A 19,750-nucleotide genomic window follows, 5' to 3' on the forward strand; every position below is an offset into this window, starting at 1 on the left:
CCCGGATCGCAGACGTCCCCGGCGCGGGCTCGCGCCGGGGACGTCTGCGATGGCGGGCCTGTCCGGCCGACTCCGGCCGACGGTCCGTCAGGAGTCAGGAGCTGGCGTGCACGCGCTTGGGAAGGATGAAGCCGACGTACGCGGCCACGGCCATGAAGAGGACCTCCTTGACGTCCAGGGAGGCCTTCCAAGCGCTGAACACCAGGTCGCTGTGGGACAGGAAGAGCTCGGACGCGGAGAAGCCGTCCAGCCGGGCGGCGAGCAGGCCCAGGCCGAAGAACTGGCCGAGGAACACGCCGATGACAGCGAGCAGCAGGCTCACGAACGGCAGGACGGTGCTTCGCCCGCCGACCTTGGCGATGGCGAAGCCGACCGCCGCGCCGAGGCCGACACCCATGTAGCTGATCTGCCACTTGGTGGCGTCCACGATGCCCGCGTAGAGCGCCGCGCTGACGAGCATGACTCCCATGCCCGCCAGGATGGCCATTCCGGCGTCGCCCGCGGGGGCCGGTTGGGTAGGCGCGGGCGCAACGTAGCCGTAAGCGGGTGCGGTGGCCGACGCGGGTACGGGATTCGGAGCGGTGTCGTCCACCGGAGCGGTCGTGGGTGCGGGTGCGGTCGCGGGTGCGGGTGTGGGTGCGGTCGCGGGTGCTGGTGCGGTCGCGGGTGTGGGTGCGGTGTCGCTCATGCGGTCCCCCGGGTATGAGAAGCAGCTGTTGGGCGCGCCGGAAGCCCTCTGCTGGGCCTGTGGCGCGGTGGAGTGGGCGGCAGGCTAGCAGGATCGAACAGGCATTCCCTAGTTGTTATCCGAGTCGATCCTGGCTCCGGTGCTGGCCACAGGCCGTCGGCGCCCGTTTTGGGCAGGTACAGGGCAGACTGGTGACCCAGCTGGACTGTGGCATCGGAGCACACGGAGGCAGCCTTGCGGATCGCGAAACTGGGGCCGACCGAGCGGGCGGAGTCGCTTGCCCGGATGGCCGAACAGGAACTGGACGTGCTGGTGGTCGGCGGCGGTGTGGTCGGCGCCGGCACGGCGCTCGACGCCGCGACCCGCGGACTCGCCACCGGCCTGGTGGAGGCGAGGGACTGGGCGGCGGGAACGTCGAGCCGATCCAGCAAGCTGATCCACGGGGGGCTGCGCTATCTGGAGATGCTGGACTTCGCCCTGGTCAAGGAGGCGTTGAAGGAACGCGGTCTGCTGTTGCAGACGCTCGCACCGCACCTGGTCAAGCCGGTGCCCTTCCTCTACCCGCTGCAGCACCGGGGTTGGGAGCGTCCGTACGTGGGTTCGGGCATCGCGCTCTACGACGCCATGTCAGTGTCCAGCGGCCACGGGCGCGGCCTGCCGGTGCACCGGCACCTGTCGCGGCGTCAGGCCCTGCGGCAGGCCCCCTGCCTGCGCAGGGACGCGCTGGTCGGCGCGGTGCAGTACTACGACGCGCAGATGGACGACGCCCGCTTCGTCACCACCCTGGTGCGTACCGCGGCCTCGTACGGGACGGCGGCCGCCAACCGGGCCCGGGTCGTGGGCTTCCTGCGCGAGGGGGAGCGGGTCGTCGGTGCCCGGGTGCACGATCTGGAGCAGGGCACCGAGTTCGAGGTACGGGCCCGGCAGGTCGTCAACGCGACCGGCGTGTGGACGGACGAGACGCAGGCGCTGGTCGGCGAGCGCGGGCAGTTCCACGTGCGGGCGTCGAAGGGCATCCACCTGGTCGTGCCGCGGGACCGGATCCACTCCTCGACCGGCCTGATCCTGCGCACGGAGAAGAGCGTGCTCTTCGTGATCCCCTGGGGCCGGCACTGGATCGTCGGCACGACGGACACCGAGTGGACCCTCGGCAAGGACCACCCGGCGGCCAGCAGCGCCGACATCGAGTACCTGCTCGACCATGTGAACTCGGTGCTGGCGGTGCCGCTGACCAGGGAGGACGTGGAGGGCGTCTACGCGGGTCTGCGCCCGCTGCTGGCGGGCGAGTCCGACGCGACATCCAAGCTCAGCCGCGAGCACGTGGTGCAGCACGTCGCACCGGGCCTCGTGGTGGTCGCCGGCGGCAAGTACACGACGTACCGGGTGATGGCCCAGGACGCCGTGGACGAGGCCGTGCACGGCCTGGACCAGAGGGTGGCGCCCAGTTGCACCGAGCGGGTGCCGCTGGCCGGCGCCGAGGGCTACCAGGCGTTGTGGAACGGCCGGGGCGTGCTGGCCCGGCGCAGCGGCCTGCACGTGGCCCGGGTCGAGCACCTGCTCAACCGGTACGGGTCGCTGGCGGAGGAGGTGATGGAGCTGATCGCCGAGGACGCCTCGCTGGCCGAGCCGCTGACCCACGCGGACGACTACCTGCGCGCCGAGGTCGTCTACGCCGCGCGCTGCGAGGGTGCCCTGCACCTGGACGACGTGCTGGCGCGGCGGACCAGGATCTCCATCGAGACCTTCGACCGGGGGACCTCCTCGATGCAGGAGGCAGCCGAGCTGATGGCCCGTGAACTGGACTGGGACAAGAGCCAGGTGGACCGTCAGGTCGAGCACTACCGTCGGCGCGTCGAGGCGGAGCGGGAGTCGCAGCAGCAGCCTGACGACCTGACTGCCGACGCGGCACGACTGGGCGGCTAGGCTCTGGGCAGCACACAGCTGGAGGGGACCTCATCCGGATGACCGGCGACCAGAGCAGTGACCAGGGGATGGCGGGGCGGCTGCTCGCGGGCCGCTACCGGTTGGAGTCCGTGCTCGGACGGGGCGGCATGGGCACGGTCTGGCGGGCCACGGACGAGATCCTGGGCCGCGCCGTCGCCGTCAAGGAGCTGCGGTTCGCCGTCGGCGTGGAGGAGGACGAGCGACGGCGGCTGGTCGCCAGGACCCTCACCGAGGCCAAGGCCATCGCCAGGATCCGGCACACCGCCGCCGTCACGGTCTACGACGTGGTCGAGGAGGACGACCGCCCGTGGATCGTGATGGAGCTGGTCGAGTCGCGCTCGCTGAGCGAGGTGATCAGGGCGGACGGGGTGCTGCCGCCCAGGCGCGCCGCCCAGATCGGCCTGGACCTGCTGGGCGTCCTCGCCGAGGCGCACCGGTCCGGGATCCTGCACCGGGACGTGAAGCCGTCGAACGTGCTGATCGGCCATGACGGGCGGGTCGTGCTCACGGACTTCGGCATCGCCCGGATGGAGGGCGACCCGTCGGTGACGTCCACCGGCATGCTGGTCGGCGCTCCCTCGTACATCTCGCCGGAACGCGCCCGCGGCGGGATACCCGGCGCTCCGGCCGACCTGTGGTCGCTCGGAGCGACGCTGTACGCGATGGTCGAGGGGCATCCGCCGTACGACCGGGGGTCGGCGCTGTCGACGCTCACGGCGGTGATGACCGAGGAGCTCACTCCGCCGCGCAACGGCGGGGAGCTGACGCCGGTGATCGCGGGGCTGCTGCGCAAGGACCCCTACGAGCGCCTGGACGAGGCGACGACGCGGCGGATGCTGGTCGGCGTGCTGTCGGCGCCGGAGCCGCCCGCCCAGCGTGCGCCGAGGGTCGCCCAGGAGCCCACGGTGACGCTCGGGGCGGCGCCGCTGACCGCACCGACGCGGCAGCAGCCGCTGCCCGCGTCGCCACCGACTCCGGCATCCGCGGCGTCCGCGGCGACCGTTGCCGGGCAGGCCTCACCGTCCGGTCCGCCGCCGCGTCGGCGACGGACCGGCACCCTGGTGCTGGCGCTGGTCGTGCTGCTGCTGGTCGCGGGTACCGGAGCCTGGCTGGCCCTGGCGCACCAGGGCAAGGGCACCGGGACCGGGCAGAGCGGCTCCACCGCCGGCCGCGCCAAGGCGTCCGCGTCGGCCCCGTACTCGGCCGGTCCCTCGGCCTCGGCCCAGGCGGCGGCAGGGACGTACCAGCGGGTCCAGGGACCAGGCGGCTCCTCGATCGAGATCCCGACCGGGTGGACCCTGGTCAGCCGGAGCGCCAGCAGCTGGAAGTACCGGGGCCCGGCCGGCACCCTGCAGCTCGACTCGACCGCGACCCCCGGCCACAGCGCCGTCGCCGCCTGGCAGAACGAGGAGGCCCAGGTCTCCGGCAACTTCGCGAACTACCAGCGGGTCCGGCTGCAGACCGTCAGCTATCGCGACGGCTGGGACGCGGCCGACTGGGAGTGGACGTACACCTCTCGTACGGGCCAGGCGCTGCACGCGCTCAACCGCGGTTTCGTCCCCGACCCGCAGCACGGCTACGCGATCTACTGGACCGCCGCGGACGCCACCTGGCACGACGTCAGGAACCAGGAGCTGCTCCGCCACTTCTTCTCCAGCTTCCAGCCTGCGGCCTGACGCACCGTCGGCACGTACCCTGAGGTCGAACGGCCGGGCGGAGCAGGCCGCGCGAGCGAGGGAGGTGGCGGCGTGACCAGAGCAGCCAAGGAGTCGAAGGAGTCCAAGACGTCCAAGGCGTCCAAGGCAGCGAGGGAGTCCAGGAGCCGAGCTGCGCGCCGCGGCTCCCCGGTCAGGGCTCCCCGTACCGAGGGCCGGTTGCTGGCCGACCGCTACCAGCTGGCCGGCGCCGCACGCGGCAGCGGGGTCGCCGCGGTCGACAACCGCAGCGGCGCCGAGGTGCAACTCGACGCCGTGCCGCTGCCGGAGACCGTCGAGCCCTTCGACCAGGTGGCGCCGGACCGGGCGGGCGGATCGGACGCCACGGCGAGCCGTGCGCTGGAGCAGTCCGCGTTGGTCGCCCGGACCGTCCCCGACCATCCCCGGCTGAGCCAGGTCTTCCAGGTGTTCGAGGAGAACGGCTACCTGTGGGTGGCCGGCGAGTCCGTTCCAGGCGTCCAGCTCAGCGCGCTGCTCGGGCAGGGGCCGCTGTCGCAGTACCGTGCCGCCGAGTTGGCGCACGACCTGGTGGCGGCGCTGCGCGCGGTGCACGCCGCCGGGCTCGTGCACGGGAACCTGACCGCGGACACGGTCATGGTCTGCGACGACGGCACCGCGCTGCTCGGCGGGCTGGTGGTCGGCACGGCCCAGGAGGCGCTCTGCGGGGGCCCCGGCGCCGAGCAACCGGGCGCGGGGGTGCCCGCCGGACCGTGGACCCCGGCCCGGGTCCGGGCCCGGGACGCCCGCGCCATCATCGTCGGTGCCGTTCCCGAGCGGTGGTCGCCGGAGCAGGCGGGACCGGCCCCGGGCCGGCCCGCCGACGTGCCGCCGCAGTTCGCGACCGGTCGGCCGGCCGGATCCACCGCCCCGGCGGGAACTGCGGCGGGGACCCCGGTCGGGACTGCGGCGGGGCTTCCGGTGGGGCCCGAGGCGGACGCCTGGGCGCTGGGCGTGCTGCTCTACCGCGCGTTGACGGGCACGCCCCCGTTCCCGCAGGAGGACACGGAGACGCTGTTCGCCGCCGTCCGGGCGGGCGAGTTGCCGACCCCCGCCCGTCCGGCACTGCCCGCACGAGGGAGCTCCCGCGCCCCGCTTCCCGAGTGCGGGCTGCTCGGTCCCCTGGTGGAGCGGCTGCTGCGGACCGATCCCCGCGAGCGGCCCTCGCTGCCGGAGGCGGCGGAGCGGATCCGCCTGCTGCTGATACGCGCACCCGAGCCGATCGACCAGGACGAAGTGCAGTCGGTGGCGGCGCTGTTGCCCGTCCAGCGGCTGCGCGGGGACGTGCTCCCGCATCCCGACTTCCCGCACCACCGGCATGCCGCTCCGCGCCGCCGGGCCGCGCTGCTGGGGTCGCTGCTCGTCGCCGGTGTGGTGCTTTTCGTCCTCTTGGCACTGGTCATTGCGGTATTGCTGTCCCGCTGAGCGTCACAGCCCGGTCACATGACCCGCCCTGCCGTTCCCGCCGGGACGGAGGGTGCCTAGGCTGTGCTGCAAACCCTGGGGTTATCGTGCGGTGCCAATGGTTCCTGCCGCAGGCTCGGACGGACACGGCGGGACGCAGGCGAGGGGGAGCACGGTGGGTACGGAAGAGGGCTCGGTGGTCGGGTCCGCACGCGGCGAGGAGCCGGTGCGGGGCACAGGCACGCGCGGCCCCGCCACGAGTGCCGACGTCGCGGCCCCACGGATGCTGGCAGGCCGGTACCTGCTGGGGGACCGGCTCGGCCGGGGCGGCATGGGCACCGTCTGGCGGGCCCAGGACCAGATGTTGGACCGCGAGGTCGCCGTCAAGGAACTGTCCGTCGGCCACCTGGCCGAGGAGGATCTGCTCATCGTCCAGTCCCGGATGAAGCAGGAGGCGCGTGCCGCCGCCAGGATCAAGCATCCCGGGGTGATCACCATCCACGACGTCCTGGAGCAGGACGGCAAGCCGTGGATCGTGATGGAGCTGATCGACGGCCGCTCGCTCGCCGAACTGGTCGAGCAGGAAGGCACGCTGAACCCCCGTGAGGCCGCCGGGATAGGCGCGCAGGTGCTGGCCGCGCTGCACCGCGGACACCAGGTCGGCGTGATCCACCGCGATGTGAAGCCCGCGAACGTGCTGCTGGAGCGCGGCACCGGACGGGTCGTCCTCACCGACTTCGGGATCGCCACCTACGAGGGCGACTCCGCGCTCACCCGCACCGGTGACCTGATCGGCTCGCCCGACTACCTCGCCCCGGAGCGGGTGCACGGGTCCCGCCCCGGCCCCGAGTCCGACCTGTGGGGTCTCGGCGCGACGCTGTACGCGGCGGTGGAGGGCCAGTCGCCGTTCCGCCGCGAGTCGCCGCTGACGACCCTGGCCGCGGTCGTCACCGACCCGCTGCCCGAACCCCGCAACGCGGGGGCGCTCGCCCCGGTCCTACGCGCTCTAATGGAGAAGGCGGCCGCCGAGCGACCCAGCGCGCCCGAGGCGATCCGGATGCTGGAGCGAGTCGCGGCCGGCGACACCACCAGCATCAGCGCCCCGCCCAGCCCGCTGCGCAGCCCCACGACGGTGGTGCCGCCGGCGGACCGCAACGAGCACATGCCGACGCCGTTCCAGCGGACGGAGCCGATCCGGCCTGCCTTCCTGGAGTCCGAGTACCGTCCGACCTCCGCCGCCGGGTCCCCGCCCTCCACCGCGTACTCGGCGGCACCGTCCCAGGCGCCGTCGACGGCCCGGCCGAACGACCGGCAGCAGCGGCAGGCGGCCGGCTCGGGCAGGCGCCGGCGGGTGTGGCCCTGGCTGGTGATCGCCGGGCTGCTCGCCGCGCTCGCGGGCGGCGGTGCCGCCTACGAGGTGAGCAGGAACGGATCCGCGGACCAGACCGCGAACAACGGCCAGGACAAGACCACCCCCTCGCCCTCCGCCCACGCGACGGACGCGCCCGTGATCCCGCAGGGGTACACCGTCCAGCACGATCCCGCCGGGTTCAGCTTCCCGCTGCCGGAGGGCCAGACCTGGACGCGCGTCGCCAAGGGCACCGTTGCCATCAACTACAGCCCCGACAACCAGGACCATCTGCTGATCTTCGGGGTCACCCCGGGACAGGGCATATCGCCGCTGCAGCACGCCCAGGAGATGGCGGCCTCGCTCACCACCAACGACCACAGCTACCAGCTGGAGAGCCTCGAACAGGACACCTTCCGGGGATACACCGGCGCCCGCTGGAGCTTCACCTTCACCATGAACATCAACGGTGTCCCCGAACAGCGCCACGCCATCGAGCAGCTCTACAAGGACAGCACGGGCACCGAGTACGACATCTACCTGGCGTACCCGCAGTCCGTCTGGACCCGCGGCTACCAGCGCTTCCTCGACATCATCGGCGGCTTCAGCACACCCTGAGGATTCCCGGACTCCTTCCCGTGCCGAGCCCAGGACGCCCCACCCCGTCGGCAGTACGGTGGAACGAGGCAGGCCACACGCCCACGGTTGGGAGCCGGTCATGGTTGCCCCCGCAGTCTCCACACCTGACGCCGTAGTCATCGGAATGGGCCCTGGAGGGGAGGAGGTGGCCGGTCGCCTCGCCGACGTCGGCTGGGACGTCATCGGAGTCGACGAGCGGCTGCTGGGCGGCGAGTGCCCGTACTGGGGCTGCATCCCCTCCAAGATCATGGTGCGCGCCGGAAACCTGGTCAGCGAGGCCCACCGCGTCCCCGGTCAGGCCGGGATCAGCCGGGTGCACCCGGACTGGCGGCCGGTCGCGCGCCGCGTCCGCGAAGCCACCGACGACTGGAACGACAAGGTCGCCGTCGACCGCTTCACCGCGCGCGGCGGGCAGTTCCTGCGCGGCACCGGACGCCTCACCGGCCCGGGCGAGGTCACCGTCTCCGGCAGCGACGACACCGAGACGGTGCTGCGGCCGCGTCGCGCCCTGGTCCTCGCGGTCGGCACGCGGCCCTCCGCGCCGCCGGTGCCCGGCCTGGCCGGTACGCCGTACTGGACCAACCGCGATCTGATCGAGGCGGAGGAACTGCCGGAGACGCTGCTCGTGCTGGGCGGCGGGGCGGTCGGCCTGGAACTCGGTCAGACACTGCAGCGGCTCGGCTGCGAGGTCACCGTGCTGGAGGCGCAGTCGCGGCTGCTGGGCCGGGAGGAGCCGGAGGCGGCCGAGCTGCTGATGCGGGCGCTGACCACCGACGGCCTGCAGATCCACACCGGGGCCGAACTGGTGTCGGTGGCGTACGACGGGGACCGGTTCACCGCCGCCTGCCGCCGAGGTGAACGGCTGAACGCGAAGCGGATGCTGGTCGCCTCGGGACGACAGGTCGACCTCGACCGTCTGGGCGCGGGAGTGCTGGGCGTACCGTCCGGCGCCCGGTCGCTGCCGGTGGACGACCGGCTTCGCGTGCTGGGCGCGCCCGGGGTGTGGGCGGTCGGCGACGTCACCGGCAAGGGCGCCTTCACCCACATGGCCATGTACCAGGCGGACGTCGCGGTGCGGGCGATCCTGGGCCAGGGCGGGCGTCCGGCGGCGTACCACGCCGTGCCCCGGGTGACCTTCACCGATCCGGAGATCGGTGCGGTCGGCCTGACCGAGGCGGAGGCCCGGACGCAGGGGCTGGTCGTGCGGACGGCGACCACCGACCTTGCCGCGAGCGACCGGGGCCGGGTCCACGGCCCGGGGAACGACGGCTTCATCAAGCTGGTCGCGTCCGGTGACGTCCTGGTCGGGGCGACCTCGGCCGGGCCCACCGGCGGCGAGATACTCGGCCTGCTCAGCCTGGCGGTGCAGGCCCGGGTGCCGCTGGCGGAACTGGCCGGGACGATCTGGGCCTTCCCGACCTTCCACCGGGCGGTGGGGGATGCCGTGAAGTCCCTCTGAGAGGTCCCGGGAGTGCTCCCGGAATTGCTCCGGGAAGTGCTTGTTACCGGCAGGTACCCAAGCGGCTGCAAACGGCCTACGCTGCACGTCATGACTGACATCAGCACCAGTAGCGCCACCGGCGAGCGCAACCCCGTCGCGGTGGCGGGTCCTCGTACCGCCGCCGACGCCGTGACGCCGGAGCTGGTCGCCCGGCTGGTCAAGGCCATCGTGACCGGTGAGCAGCCCACGCTCGCGCAGAGCCGCAACCCCTTCACCGGAGAGGTGCTCGCGGAGATCCCGGAGTCCACTCCCCAGGACGTGGCGACGGCCTTCGTCCGGGCCCGCGCCGCGCAGCGCGACTGGGCCCGGCGGCCGGTGCGCGAGCGCGCCGCGGTGCTGCTGCGCTTCCACGACCTGCTCTTCGCGGCGCAGGCCGAGCTGCTCGACCTGGTGCAGTCGGAGACCGGCAAGACCCGCGGGCACGCCTTCGAGGAGGTGACCGCCGCCGCCGTCGAGGCCCGCCACTACGGCAGGGCCGCCGCCAGGTACCTCAAGCCGCGGCGCCGCGGCGGGGCCTTCCCGGTGCTCACCCAGGTCCACGAGCTGCGTCAGCCCAAGGGCGTCATCGGCCAGATCTCCCCGTGGAACTACCCCCTCGCGCTGTTCGTCGGCGACGCCCTGCCCGCGTTCGTCGCCGGGAACGCGGTCGTCACCAAGCCCGACACACAGACCGCGCTGACCGCGCTGCGGGCCCGCGAGCTGATGGTCGAGGCCGGGCTGCCCGCCGAGGTCTGGCAGATCGTCATCGGCGACGGCCCGGTGGTCGGTCCGGAGGTCGTCGCGCACGCCGACTACGTCTCCTTCACCGGCTCCACCCGCACCGGACGGGACGTGGCCCAGCGCGCCGCCGCCCGGCTGATCGGCGCCTCGATGGAGCTCGGCGGCAAGAACGCCATGCTGGTGCTCGCCGACGCCGACCTGGACAAGGCCGCCGAGGGCGCCGTCCGCGCCTGCTTCTCCTCCGCCGGGCAGCTCTGCATCTCCATCGAGCGGCTGTACGTCGCCCGCGAGATCGCCGACGCCTTCCTGGAGCGGTTCGCGGCCCGGACCAGGGCGATGCGCCTCGGCAACACCCTGGCGTGGGGCGCCGACATGGGCTCCCTGGTCGCGCAGCGGCAGCTCGACACGGTCACCCGGCACGTCGAGGAGGCCGTCAAGAACGGTGCCCGGGTCCTGGCCGGCGGCCAGGCCCGTCCCGACGTCGGCCCGCTGTTCTTCGAGCCGACCATCCTCGACGGCGTGGACCCCAGCAGCGCCGTGTGCACCGAGGAGACCTTCGGGCCGGTCGTGTCCGTCTACCGCTTCGACAGCGAGGACGAGGCCGTCGCCGAGGCCAACGGCACGCCGTACGGGCTGAACTCCAGCGTGTGGAGCAAGAACCCGCGGCACGGCGCGCAGGTCGCCGCGCGGCTGCACTCGGGCACCGTGAACGTCAACGAGGGCTACGCGCCCGCCTACGCCAGCGTCGCCGCGCCGATGGGCGGCATGGGCGACTCCGGCGTCGGCCGCCGCCACGGCTCCGAGGGCATCCTCAAGTACACCGAGCCGCAGACCGTCGCCGTGCAGAAGCTGGTCAGCATGGCGCCGTCGTTCGGGATGGACGACGAGGCCTACGCCAAGCTGCTCACCCGCGCCCTGGGCGTGATGAAGGCCCTGCGGCTCAAGTAGTCCGTTCCAGCACCACACCCACCGTCAGGGATTCAGGGAGCAGCGTTGATGGCGACGGACAACGAGCAGGCAGAGCCCGGGTTCGACTACGACGTGGTCATCGTCGGCTCCGGTTTCGGCGGTTCGGTCTCCGCACTGCGGCTGACCGAGAAGGGCTACCGGGTCGCCGTGCTGGAGGCGGGACGCCGCTTCACGCCGGAGACGCTCCCCAGGAACTCCTGGGACAGCAGGAACTACCTCTGGGCCCCGGCCCTGGGGATGTACGGCATCCAGCGCTTCCACGTCCTCAAGGACGTGATGGTGCTGGGCGGGGCCGGTGTCGGCGGCGGTTCGCTGAACTACGCCAACACCCTCTACGTGCCGCCGAAGGCGTTCTTCCAGGACGCGCAGTGGAAGGACATCACCGACTGGTCGGAGGAGCTCGCGCCCTTCTACGACCAGGCGCAGCGGATGCTCGGCGTCCGCACCAACCCCACGGTCACGCCGTCGGACGTGCACCTGCGGGCCGCCGCCGACAAGCTCGGCTACGGGGAGACCTTCCACCTGGCCCCGGTCGGGGTGTTCTTCGGGGACGGACAGGACTGCGGAGGCGACGGGGCGAAGGTGGCGCCCGGCGCCGAGGTCGAGGACCCGTACTTCGGCGGCGAGGGACCGCGCCGCAGGGCGTGCACCGAGTGCGGTGAGTGCATGACGGGCTGCCGCCACGGCGCGAAGAACACCCTGACCGAGAACTACCTCTACCTCGCGGAGAAGAACGGCGCGCAGATCCTGCCGATGACCACGGTCACCGCCGTCCGCGAGGACGGCGAAGGCTACGCGGTGGACACCCGGGCCACCGACTCCCGGTCCAAGCACCCCGCGAAGAACGGCTTCCGGACCCTCCGTGCCCGACAGGTCGTCATCTCGGCCGGCACCTACGGCACGCAGAAGCTGTTGCACGCGATGCGGGACGAGGGCCATCTGCCGCGGATCTCGGCGAAGCTCGGCGAACTGACCCGCACCAACTCCGAGGCGCTGGTGGGCTCGATGACCACCGACCGGCGCTACGGCGGCAGGTCGGACTTCACCAAGGGCGTCGCCATCACCTCCTCGGTGCACCCCGACGAGCACACCCACATCGAACCGGTCCGCTACGGCAAGGGCTCCAACGCGATGGGCCTGATGTCGGTCATGCAGGTGACCGGCGGGAAGCGGACGCCGCAGCTGCTGCGCTTCTTCGGCATCGCCCTGCGCCGCCCCGACCTGTTCGTGCGGGCCATGAACAAGCGGCGCTGGTCCGAGCGGGTCATCATCGGCCTGGTGATGCAGTCGCTGGACAACTCGATCGTCGTCTCGCGGAAGACGTCCGGCCCCGGCAAGGGACAGTTGACGTCACGTCAGGGGCACGGTGCGCCCAACCCGAAGTGGATCCCCGCCGCCGAGGAGGCGGCGCGCGCGGTCGCCGTCGAGATCAACGGCTACGCCGGCAGCGGTGTCAGCGACCTCCTCGGCCGCACCCTCACCGCGCACTTCCTCGGGGGCTGCGTCATCGCGGACTCGCCGGAGCGCGGCGTCATCGACCCGTACCAGCGGCTCTACGGCTACCCCGGGATCAGTGTCGCCGACGGTTCGACCGTCTCCGCGAACCTGGGTGTGAACCCCTCGCTGACGATCACCGCGCAGGCGGAGCGCGCGCTGTCGATGTGGCCCAACAAGGGCGAGGAGGACGCGCGTCCGGCGCAGGGCGAGGCGTACCGGCGGATCGCACCGGTGGCGCCGAGGAGCCCGGCGGTGCCGGAGAGCGCCTTCGCCGCACTGAAGCTGCCGCTGCTGCCAGTGCCGGTGGTGCCTCTGCCGGTGGTGCCGGCGCGTCCGTCGGAGTCCGAGGACTGAGCGATCCCGGTCACATTCGACTGAACCGGCAACACCGCGCCGAGCAGACCAGTACATTCACCGATCAGAACCCGCCCGCGCCGACGGATACACCGCCGCCGCGGGCGGTGTCATGTCGCGACGTCAGCGTCGGTCCGCGGGAAGGCACATTCTGCTGGGCCGGCGCGACGTGCCGATCCCGGCCGCGGAGCCGCGTGCGATCCCGCGCCGCGGTGGTCCCGGGGGAGGCGCCCGCCGACGGCGGCGAGGCGATCCGCGGGCGGCCTGCCCGTGTGGTGGCGAGGGTCGGCGGCCAGGGCTTGATGACCACCGACTCCTCCTGGGCCCTGACTGACCGTCATTGGGCCGTGCCCAGTCCAGAAGCGCAGTGCCAGGCGGTCCGCACGCATGTCCTCTATGGCAACCGAATGACGTGTGACGCGACTTCCGCTGTCACGACCCCTCGGGCCCGCTGACGTCGTGGCCGTTCGGGTGAAAGTGCGGCGACGCGGGATGAAGGTCGCATAGAGAAAAGCATTTGAACACATACTTACACCGCCTGACGAACGGTCCGGTCCATCCCTCTTGCACCCACTGGTGGGTGCATTTCTGCATGTTCGGTTTCAGTTCTTCTGGAGGGGCGATCATGAGCCGTAAGTCTCTGCGCCGGTCGTGGATTAACGCCGCGATGCTTTCGGCACTGGGCAGTCTCGTCATGGCCGTCAACCTCTCCTCGTCGGCGGCGGCCGGCGTCGGCACGATCGAGAAGTCCGGTGCCGAATACGTTCACGCCGTGCCGGGCCCGAATGGCGCCCTAAGCGAGGGTGGGCCTCATGGACACCATGGCCACCAGGGGCCTCAGGGCCCCCGTGGGCCTCGCGGACCTCAAGGACACCGAGGGCCTCGTGGACCGCAGGGACACCGTGGGCCGCAGGGAACTCACGGACACCATGGAGCTCAGGGCACGCAGGGCACTCAGGGCGCCACCGGCAGCCAGGGCGATACCGGGGCGCAGGGCGGCCAAGGCACGCAGGGCTTCCAGGGCGGCGCCGGCGCGCAGGGCAACGCGGGCGCGCAGGGTAATCAGGGCAACGCGGGGGCTCAAGGCTTTCAGGGTGGCACTGGGGCTCAAGGCACGCAGGGCAACCAGGGCGGCAGCGGCAGCCAGGGTGATAACGGGGCGCAGGGCAGCCAGGGCAACGCGGGTGTGCAGGGCAGCCAGGGCGACGCGGGTGTCCAAGGTTTTCAGGGTGGCACCGGGGCCCAGGGCACGCAGGGCAACCAGGGCGGTTCTGGCAGCCAGGGCAGCCAAGGTGGCGCCGGAGTCCAGGGCTTCCAGGGCGGCACAGGAGCCCAGGGCAGTCAGGGTGACCAGGGTTCGCAGGGATTCCAGGGCGGCAGCGGCACGCAGGGCAGCCAGGGGGGCACCGGGGCGCAGGGCAGTCAGGGCGGCACCGGTGCCCAGGGCAACGCCGGCGCACAGGGCAGCCAGGGTACGCAGGGCGGGGCCGGGACTCAGGGTTTCCAAGGTGGTGCCGGAGCGCAGGGCAGTCAGGGTGACCCGGGTACCCAGGGCTTCCAGGGCAGCACTGGTGCGCAGGGCAACCAAGGCTCCCAGGGCGGCGCTGGTGTGGAGGGTGCGCAAGGCGGCAACGGCACGCAGGGCTTCCAGGGCGGGGCCGGGACTCAGGGTTTCCAAGGTGGTGCCGGAGCGCAGGGCAGTCAGGGTGACCCGGGTACCCAGGGCTTCCAGGGGAGCACAGGTGCGCAGGGCAACCAGGGCTCCCAGGGCGGCACCGGAAGCCAGGGTGGCCAGGGCGTCCAGGGTGTGCAGGGGTTTCAGGGCGGTGCTGGTGTGCAGGGGTTTCAGGGTGGTGTGGGGGTTCAGGGTGCTCAGGGTGGTGTTGGGGTTCAGGGTGCTCAGGGGGATGTTGGGGTTCAGGGTGCTCAGGGGGATGTGGGTGTTCAGGGTGTGACGGGTGCTCAGGGTCCGCAGGGTGTTGGTGTTCAGGGGGCGCAGGGTAGTGCGGGTGCGCAGGGTGCTCAGGGTCCTTCGGGTACGTGTGTGGGTTGTCAGGGTGGTACGGGGGCGCAGGGTAGTCAGGGCAGTTCGGGGGTGCAGGGTTCGCAGGGTGGTACGGGGGCGCAGGGTTCGCAGGGTGGTACGGGGGCGCAGGGTTCGCAGGGCAGTGCTGGTGTTCAGGGTGTTCAGGGTGATACGGGGGCGCAGGGCAGTCAGGGCGGGGCGGGTGCTCAGGGCAGTCAGGGTGATCAGGGCGTTCAGGGCTTCCAGGGGTTCCAGGGGTTCCAGGGCGGTACTGGTGTCCAGGGGGCGCAGGGGGATCAGGGCGGCACGGGTGCCCAGGGCTCGCAGGGCGGTAGTGGTGTCCAGGGTGTCCAGGGCAACACGGGCGCGCAGGGGAGCCAGGGCGATCAGGGTTCGCAGGGCTTCCAGGGCAGCACCGGTACCCAAGGCACCCAAGGCAGTAATGGCGCGCAGGGCAACCAAGGCGGTACCGGTGCCCAGGGCACCCAAGGCGACCAGGGCACGCAGGGCGCCCAGGGCAGCCAGGGCAGCACTGGTGCGCAGGGCGCTCAGGGCGGCACCGGCAGCCAGGGCTTCCAGGGCGACAACGGTTCGCAGGGCTTCCAAGGGGGTGCCGGCGCTCAGGGCAGCCAGGGTGACCAGGGCTTCCAGGGCTTCCAGGGCACGACCGGCTCGCAGGGGGCCCAGGGCGGTGCCGGCACCCAAGGCAGCCAGGGCGCGCAGGGCGGTACCGGCAGCCAGGGCTTCCAGGGCGACACCGGTTCGCAGGGCAGCCAGGGTGGCATGGGCGTCCAAGGCTCCCAGGGCAGCACTGGTGTCCAGGGTGCGCAGGGCGACCAAGGAACCACCGGTGTCCAGGGCAGCCAAGGCGGTGTCGGCGTCCAGGGCCTGCAGGGCACGCAGGGTGCGCAGGGTGGTGCCGGAAGCCAGGGCTTCCAGGGTGGCACGGGAGCGCAGGGCAGTCAGGGTGACCAGGGTTCGCAGGGCTTTCAGGGTGGCACCGGGGCGCAGGGATTCCAGGGCGACCAGGGCACTGCCGGCGCCCAGGGCAGCCAGGGTGGCACCGGCGGGCAGGGTGCGCAGGGTAGTCAGGGCACCGCGGGCGCGCAGGGCAGCCAAGGCGGTGCCGGTGTCCAGGGCACCCAGGGCTTCCAGGGTGAAGCCGGTGCCCAGGGCACCCAGGGGAACGCCGGGGCGCAGGGCTTCCAGGGCATTGCCGGCACCCAAGGTGCGCAGGGTGGAGCCGGCAGCCAGGGCGCGCAGGGTGATGCCGGGACGCAGGGCAGTCAGGGAAGCGTCGGCAGCGTGGGCGCGCAAGGTGGCACCGGCGCCCAGGGCAACACCGGTGCGCAGGGCACCCAAGGCGACCAGGGCGCACAAGGCTTCCAAGGCGGCACCGGCGCCCAGGGTGCGCAGGGCGACCAGGGAACCACCGGTGTCCAGGGCAGCCAAGGCGGTGCCGGCGTCCAGGGCAGTCAGGGCAGTCAGGGCACGCAGGGCACGCAGGGCACGCAGGGCACGCAGGGTGGCACCGGCCTCCAGGGTGTCCAGGGCTTCCAGGGTGGAACGGGTGCGCAGGGCAGCCAGGGTGACCAGGGCAGCCAGGGCGGCGCGGGTATGCAGGGTGCGCAGGGCGACCAGGGCAATGCCGGTGCCCAGGGCAGCCAGGGTGTCACCGGCGGGCAGGGTGCGCAGGGCAGTCAGGGCCCCGCGGGCGCGCAGGGCAGCCAGGGCGGCGCTGGTGTCCAGGGCACTCAGGGCTTCCAGGGCGGCAACGGCACTCAGGGCAACCAGGGAACACAGGGGTTCCAGGGCATTACCGGCGCCCAAGGTGCGCAGGGTGGCGCCGGCGGCCAGGGCGCGCAGGGTGATACCGGGACGCAGGGCAGTCAGGGTACTCAGGGCTTCCAGGGTGGCGCCGGTACACAAGGGTTCCAGGGCAACCAAGGTGTCCAGGGCGGTACGGGCGCCCAGGGCTTCCAAGGCGGCACTGGCAGCCAGGGTGCGCAGGGCAACCAGGGCAGCAACGGTGTCCAGGGCAGCCAAGGCGACACCGGAGCCCAGGGGGGCACGGGAGCCCAAGGGAACACCGGCACGCAGGGCTTCCAGGGCACTCAGGGCTTCCAGGGCAACACCGGCGCCCAGGGCTTCCAGGGCAGCACCGGCACGCAGGGCTCCCAGGGTGATACCGGGACGCAGGGCGTCCAGGGTGTGCAGGGGTTTCAGGGCGGTGCTGGTGTGCAGGGGTTTCAGGGTGGTGTGGGGGTGCAGGGTGCTCAGGGTGGTTTGGGGGTTCAGGGTGCTCAGGGTGGTGTTGGGGTTCAGGGTGCTCAGGGGGATGTGGGTGTTCAGGGTGTGCAGGGTGGTGTGGGGAGTCAGGGGTTTCAGGGTGGGTCTGGTGGTCCTGGTGTTCAGGGTGTGACGGGTGCTCAGGGTCCGCAGGGTGTTGGTGTGCAGGGGGCGCAGGGTAGTGCGGGTGCGCAGGGTGCTCAGGGTCCTTCGGGTACGTGTGTTGGTTGTCAGGGTGGTACGGGGGCGCAGGGTAGTCAGGGCAGTTCGGGGGTGCAGGGTTCGCAGGGTGGTACGGGGGCGCAGGGTTCGCAGGGCAGTGCTGGTGTTCAGGGTGTTCAGGGTGATACGGGGGCGCAGGGCAGTCAGGGCGGGACGGGTGCTCAGGGCAGTCAGGGTGACCAGGGCGTTCAGGGCTTCCAGGGGTTCCAGGGCGGTACTGGTGTCCAGGGGGCGCAGGGGGATCAGGGCGGCACGGGTGCCCAGGGCTCGCAGGGCGGTAGTGGTGTCCAGGGTGTTCAGGGCGACACGGGTGCGCAGGGTAGTCAGGGCGATCAGGGTGCGCAGGGCTTCCAGGGCAGCACCGGTACCCAAGGCAATCAGGGTGACCAGGGCACGCAAGGCTTCCAGGGCGGCACCGGCGCCCAGGGCACGCAGGGCAGCCAAGGCGGTACCGGTGCCCAGGGCATGCAGGGCTTCCAGGGCACTCAGGGCACCCAGGGATTCCAGGGCAGCACTGGTGCGCAGGGCGCGCAGGGCGGTACCGGCAGCCAGGGCTTCCAGGGCGACACAGGCACGCAGGGCTTCCAGGGCAGCACCGGCACGCAGGGCGTAGAGGGGGCACAGGGCGGCACCGGCGCGCAGGGTAGCCAAGGCAACCAGGGCGTCCAGGGCATCCAAGGTGGCACCGGCGTCCAGGGCACGCAGGGTCTCCAGGGCGGTACCGGCACTCAAGGTACCCAGGGCACGCAAGGCATCCAGGGCAACACCGGCACCCAGGGCAGCACCGGGACGCAGGGCAGTCAGGGTGACCAGGGTTCGCAGGGCTTCCAGGGCGGCACCGGCACTCAGGGTGCCCAAGGTATCCAGGGCGGTACCGGTGCGCAGGGCGTCCAAGGCTTCCAGGGAAGCACGGGCGCTCAGGGCGTCCAGGGCAGTCAGGGTGGCACGGGCGCTCAGGGCAACCAGGGCGGCACCGGTGCTCAGGGCATCCAAGGCTTCCAGGGGAGCACGGGCTCCCAGGGCCTCCAGGGCAACCAGGGTGGCGCCGGCGCCCAGGGTAACCAGGGCGACACGGGCGCTCAGGGCAGTACCGGCACCCAGGGAACGCAAGGGGCCCAGGGCTTCCAGGGGAGCACCGGTACCCAGGGCAACCAGGGCACCCAGGGCGGCACCGGTGCGCAGGGCGCTCAGGGCAACCAGGGTGGCACCGGCGCTCAGGGCACCCAAGGAAACACCGGCGTCCAGGGCTTCCAGGGCGGTACAGGCGCCCAGGGCACGCAGGGCTTCCAGGGGATTGCGGGCTCCCAGGGCAGCCAGGGCAATCAGGGTGGCACGGGCTCACAAGGCGCCCAGGGCAATCAGGGCGGCACCGGCGTCCAGGGCACTCAAGGCAATCAGGGCACTCAAGGCACCGAGGGCACCCAGGGCTTCCAAGGGGGCACGGGGGCGCAGGGCTTCCAGGGTGGTACCGGGGCGCAGGGCGTCCAAGGCTTCCAGGGGAGCACGGGCTCCCAGGGCGTCCAGGGGAGTCAGGGTGGCACGGGCGCTCAGGGCACCCAGGGCAGCACAGGCGCGCAGGGTGGTACCGGCACGCAGGGAACGCAGGGCGCCCAGGGCAGTCAGGGTGACACCGGCGCACAGGGCACCCAGGGCGACACGGGCGCGCAGGGAGGTGCCGGCACCCAGGGAACCCAAGGGGTCCAGGGCTTCCAGGGGAGCACCGGTACCCAGGGCAACCAGGGCACCCAGGGCGGCACCGGTGCGCAGGGCACCCAGGGCACCCAGGGTGGCACCGGCGCACAGGGCACCCAAGGAAACACCGGTGCGCAGGGCAATCAGGGTGGTACGGGTGCGCAGGGCAATCAGGGTTTTCAGGGGACGCAGGGCCTGCAGGGGGTCACCGGTGCGCAGGGCAACCAGGGCGGTACCGGGGCGCAGGGCACGCAGGGTCTCCAGGGGACGCAGGGCCTGCAGGGGGTCACCGGTGCGCAGGGCAACCAGGGCGGTACCGGCGCTCAGGGCACGCAGGGCTTCCAGGGGGGTGCGGGCGCTCAGGGCACCCAAGGCAATCAGGGCGCTCAAGGGACCCAGGGCAACCAGGGCACGCAGGGCCAGCAAGGGTTCCAAGGCAGTAGTTCCGGGGCACTGAGCACCGTCGTCACGAACACCAGTGGTGCGGGAACCGCGCTTGCGGCGTGCCCCGGCGGCACCTTCGCCATCGGCGGTGGTTACACGACTACGCAGGCATTGGGTCTTGAGATCACCACGAACGCCCCTGTCGGGTCACCGGCCACCGGCTGGCAGGCCGTCGCGAACCACCCCATCACCGCGTACGCCGTCTGCGCTCCGTGAGCCCATCGCAGTCATAACCGCGATGCATTCGGCTGGCGGCAACGGCGCCACTGCGCGCCGGTGCTCCAAAGCCCGCTTCTGGAGC

10 protein-coding genes are annotated in these 19,750 nt (G+C 72.2%); 7 read left to right on the top strand and 3 right to left on the bottom strand.

The features are described from left to right. Positions 1 to 94 precede the first annotated feature (94 nt). Positions 95 to 688 carry a hypothetical protein gene (locus ABIA33_RS01940; protein WP_370076158.1) on the bottom strand — a complete coding sequence of 198 codons (594 nt, stop codon included), beginning with the start codon at positions 686 to 688 and terminating at the stop codon, positions 95 to 97. 234 nt (positions 689 to 922) lie between these two features. Here ABIA33_RS01940 and ABIA33_RS01945 point away from each other — a divergent pair, with 234 nt between their 5' ends. The 7 genes from ABIA33_RS01945 to ABIA33_RS01975 all read left to right on the top strand — a co-directional run bounded on the left by ABIA33_RS01945 (position 923) and on the right by ABIA33_RS01975 (position 12,776). Continuing rightward, positions 923 to 2,611, top strand: a complete 1,689-nt coding sequence (locus ABIA33_RS01945; protein ID WP_370076160.1) for a glycerol-3-phosphate dehydrogenase/oxidase — start codon at positions 923 to 925, stop codon at positions 2,609 to 2,611. Positions 2,612 to 2,649: 38 nt separating this feature from the next. Next, entirely contained in the window at positions 2,650 to 4,308 is a 1,659-nt protein-coding gene (locus ABIA33_RS01950) for a serine/threonine-protein kinase (protein ID WP_370076162.1), read from the top strand. 72 nt (positions 4,309 to 4,380) lie between these two features. Continuing rightward, positions 4,381 to 5,769 (top strand): hypothetical protein, encoded by a 1,389-nt coding sequence (locus ABIA33_RS01955; RefSeq protein WP_370076164.1) that lies wholly within the window; start codon positions 4,381 to 4,383, stop codon positions 5,767 to 5,769. A gap of 154 nt (positions 5,770 to 5,923) precedes the next feature. Continuing rightward, complete coding sequence (locus tag ABIA33_RS01960) at positions 5,924 to 7,714, top strand: protein kinase (protein ID WP_370076166.1); 1,791 nt, start codon at positions 5,924 to 5,926, stop codon at positions 7,712 to 7,714. A gap of 100 nt (positions 7,715 to 7,814) precedes the next feature. Then, positions 7,815 to 9,194: an NAD(P)/FAD-dependent oxidoreductase gene (locus ABIA33_RS01965; protein WP_370076168.1), complete on the top strand. Its 1,380-nt coding sequence runs from the start codon at positions 7,815 to 7,817 to the stop codon at positions 9,192 to 9,194. Between the two features lie 90 nt (positions 9,195 to 9,284). Further along, positions 9,285 to 10,904: a succinic semialdehyde dehydrogenase gene (locus ABIA33_RS01970; RefSeq protein ID WP_370076170.1), complete on the top strand. Its 1,620-nt coding sequence runs from the start codon at positions 9,285 to 9,287 to the stop codon at positions 10,902 to 10,904. A gap of 48 nt (positions 10,905 to 10,952) precedes the next feature. Next, a complete protein-coding gene (locus tag ABIA33_RS01975) occupies positions 10,953 to 12,776 on the top strand; it encodes a GMC family oxidoreductase N-terminal domain-containing protein (protein WP_370076172.1) in 1,824 nt (607 codons plus the stop codon). 793 nt (positions 12,777 to 13,569) lie between these two features. Here ABIA33_RS01975 and ABIA33_RS01980 read toward each other — a convergent pair. Both ABIA33_RS01980 and ABIA33_RS01985 read right to left on the bottom strand, forming a co-directional pair. Beyond that, the gene (locus tag ABIA33_RS01980; protein ID WP_370076174.1) at positions 13,570 to 18,540 is read right to left on the bottom strand and encodes a hypothetical protein; all 4,971 of its coding nucleotides are present in this window, start codon (positions 18,538 to 18,540) and stop codon (positions 13,570 to 13,572) included. A 111-nt stretch (positions 18,541 to 18,651) separates the two neighbouring features. Then, a complete protein-coding gene (locus ABIA33_RS01985; RefSeq protein ID WP_370076176.1) occupies positions 18,652 to 19,395 on the bottom strand; it encodes a hypothetical protein in 744 nt (247 codons plus the stop codon). Between the last annotated feature and the right edge of the window lie 355 nt (positions 19,396 to 19,750).

It is taken from the genome of Streptacidiphilus sp. MAP12-16, assembly GCF_041262165.1.
Taxonomy (GTDB): domain Bacteria; phylum Actinomycetota; class Actinomycetes; order Streptomycetales; family Streptomycetaceae; genus Streptacidiphilus.

Bases quoted from the DNA above. Each gene is read 5' to 3' on its own strand.
- ABIA33_RS01940 (WP_370076158.1), bottom strand. From the start codon at position 688: ATGAGCGACACCGCACCCACACCCGCGACCGCACCAGCACCCGCGACC.
- ABIA33_RS01970 (WP_370076170.1), top strand. From the start codon at position 9,285: ATGACTGACATCAGCACCAGTAGCGCCACCGGCGAGCGCAACCCCGTC.
- ABIA33_RS01975 (WP_370076172.1), top strand. From the start codon at position 10,953: ATGGCGACGGACAACGAGCAGGCAGAGCCCGGGTTCGACTACGACGTG.
- ABIA33_RS01950 (WP_370076162.1), top strand. From the start codon at position 2,650: ATGACCGGCGACCAGAGCAGTGACCAGGGGATGGCGGGGCGGCTGCTC.
- ABIA33_RS01965 (WP_370076168.1), top strand. From the start codon at position 7,815: ATGGTTGCCCCCGCAGTCTCCACACCTGACGCCGTAGTCATCGGAATG.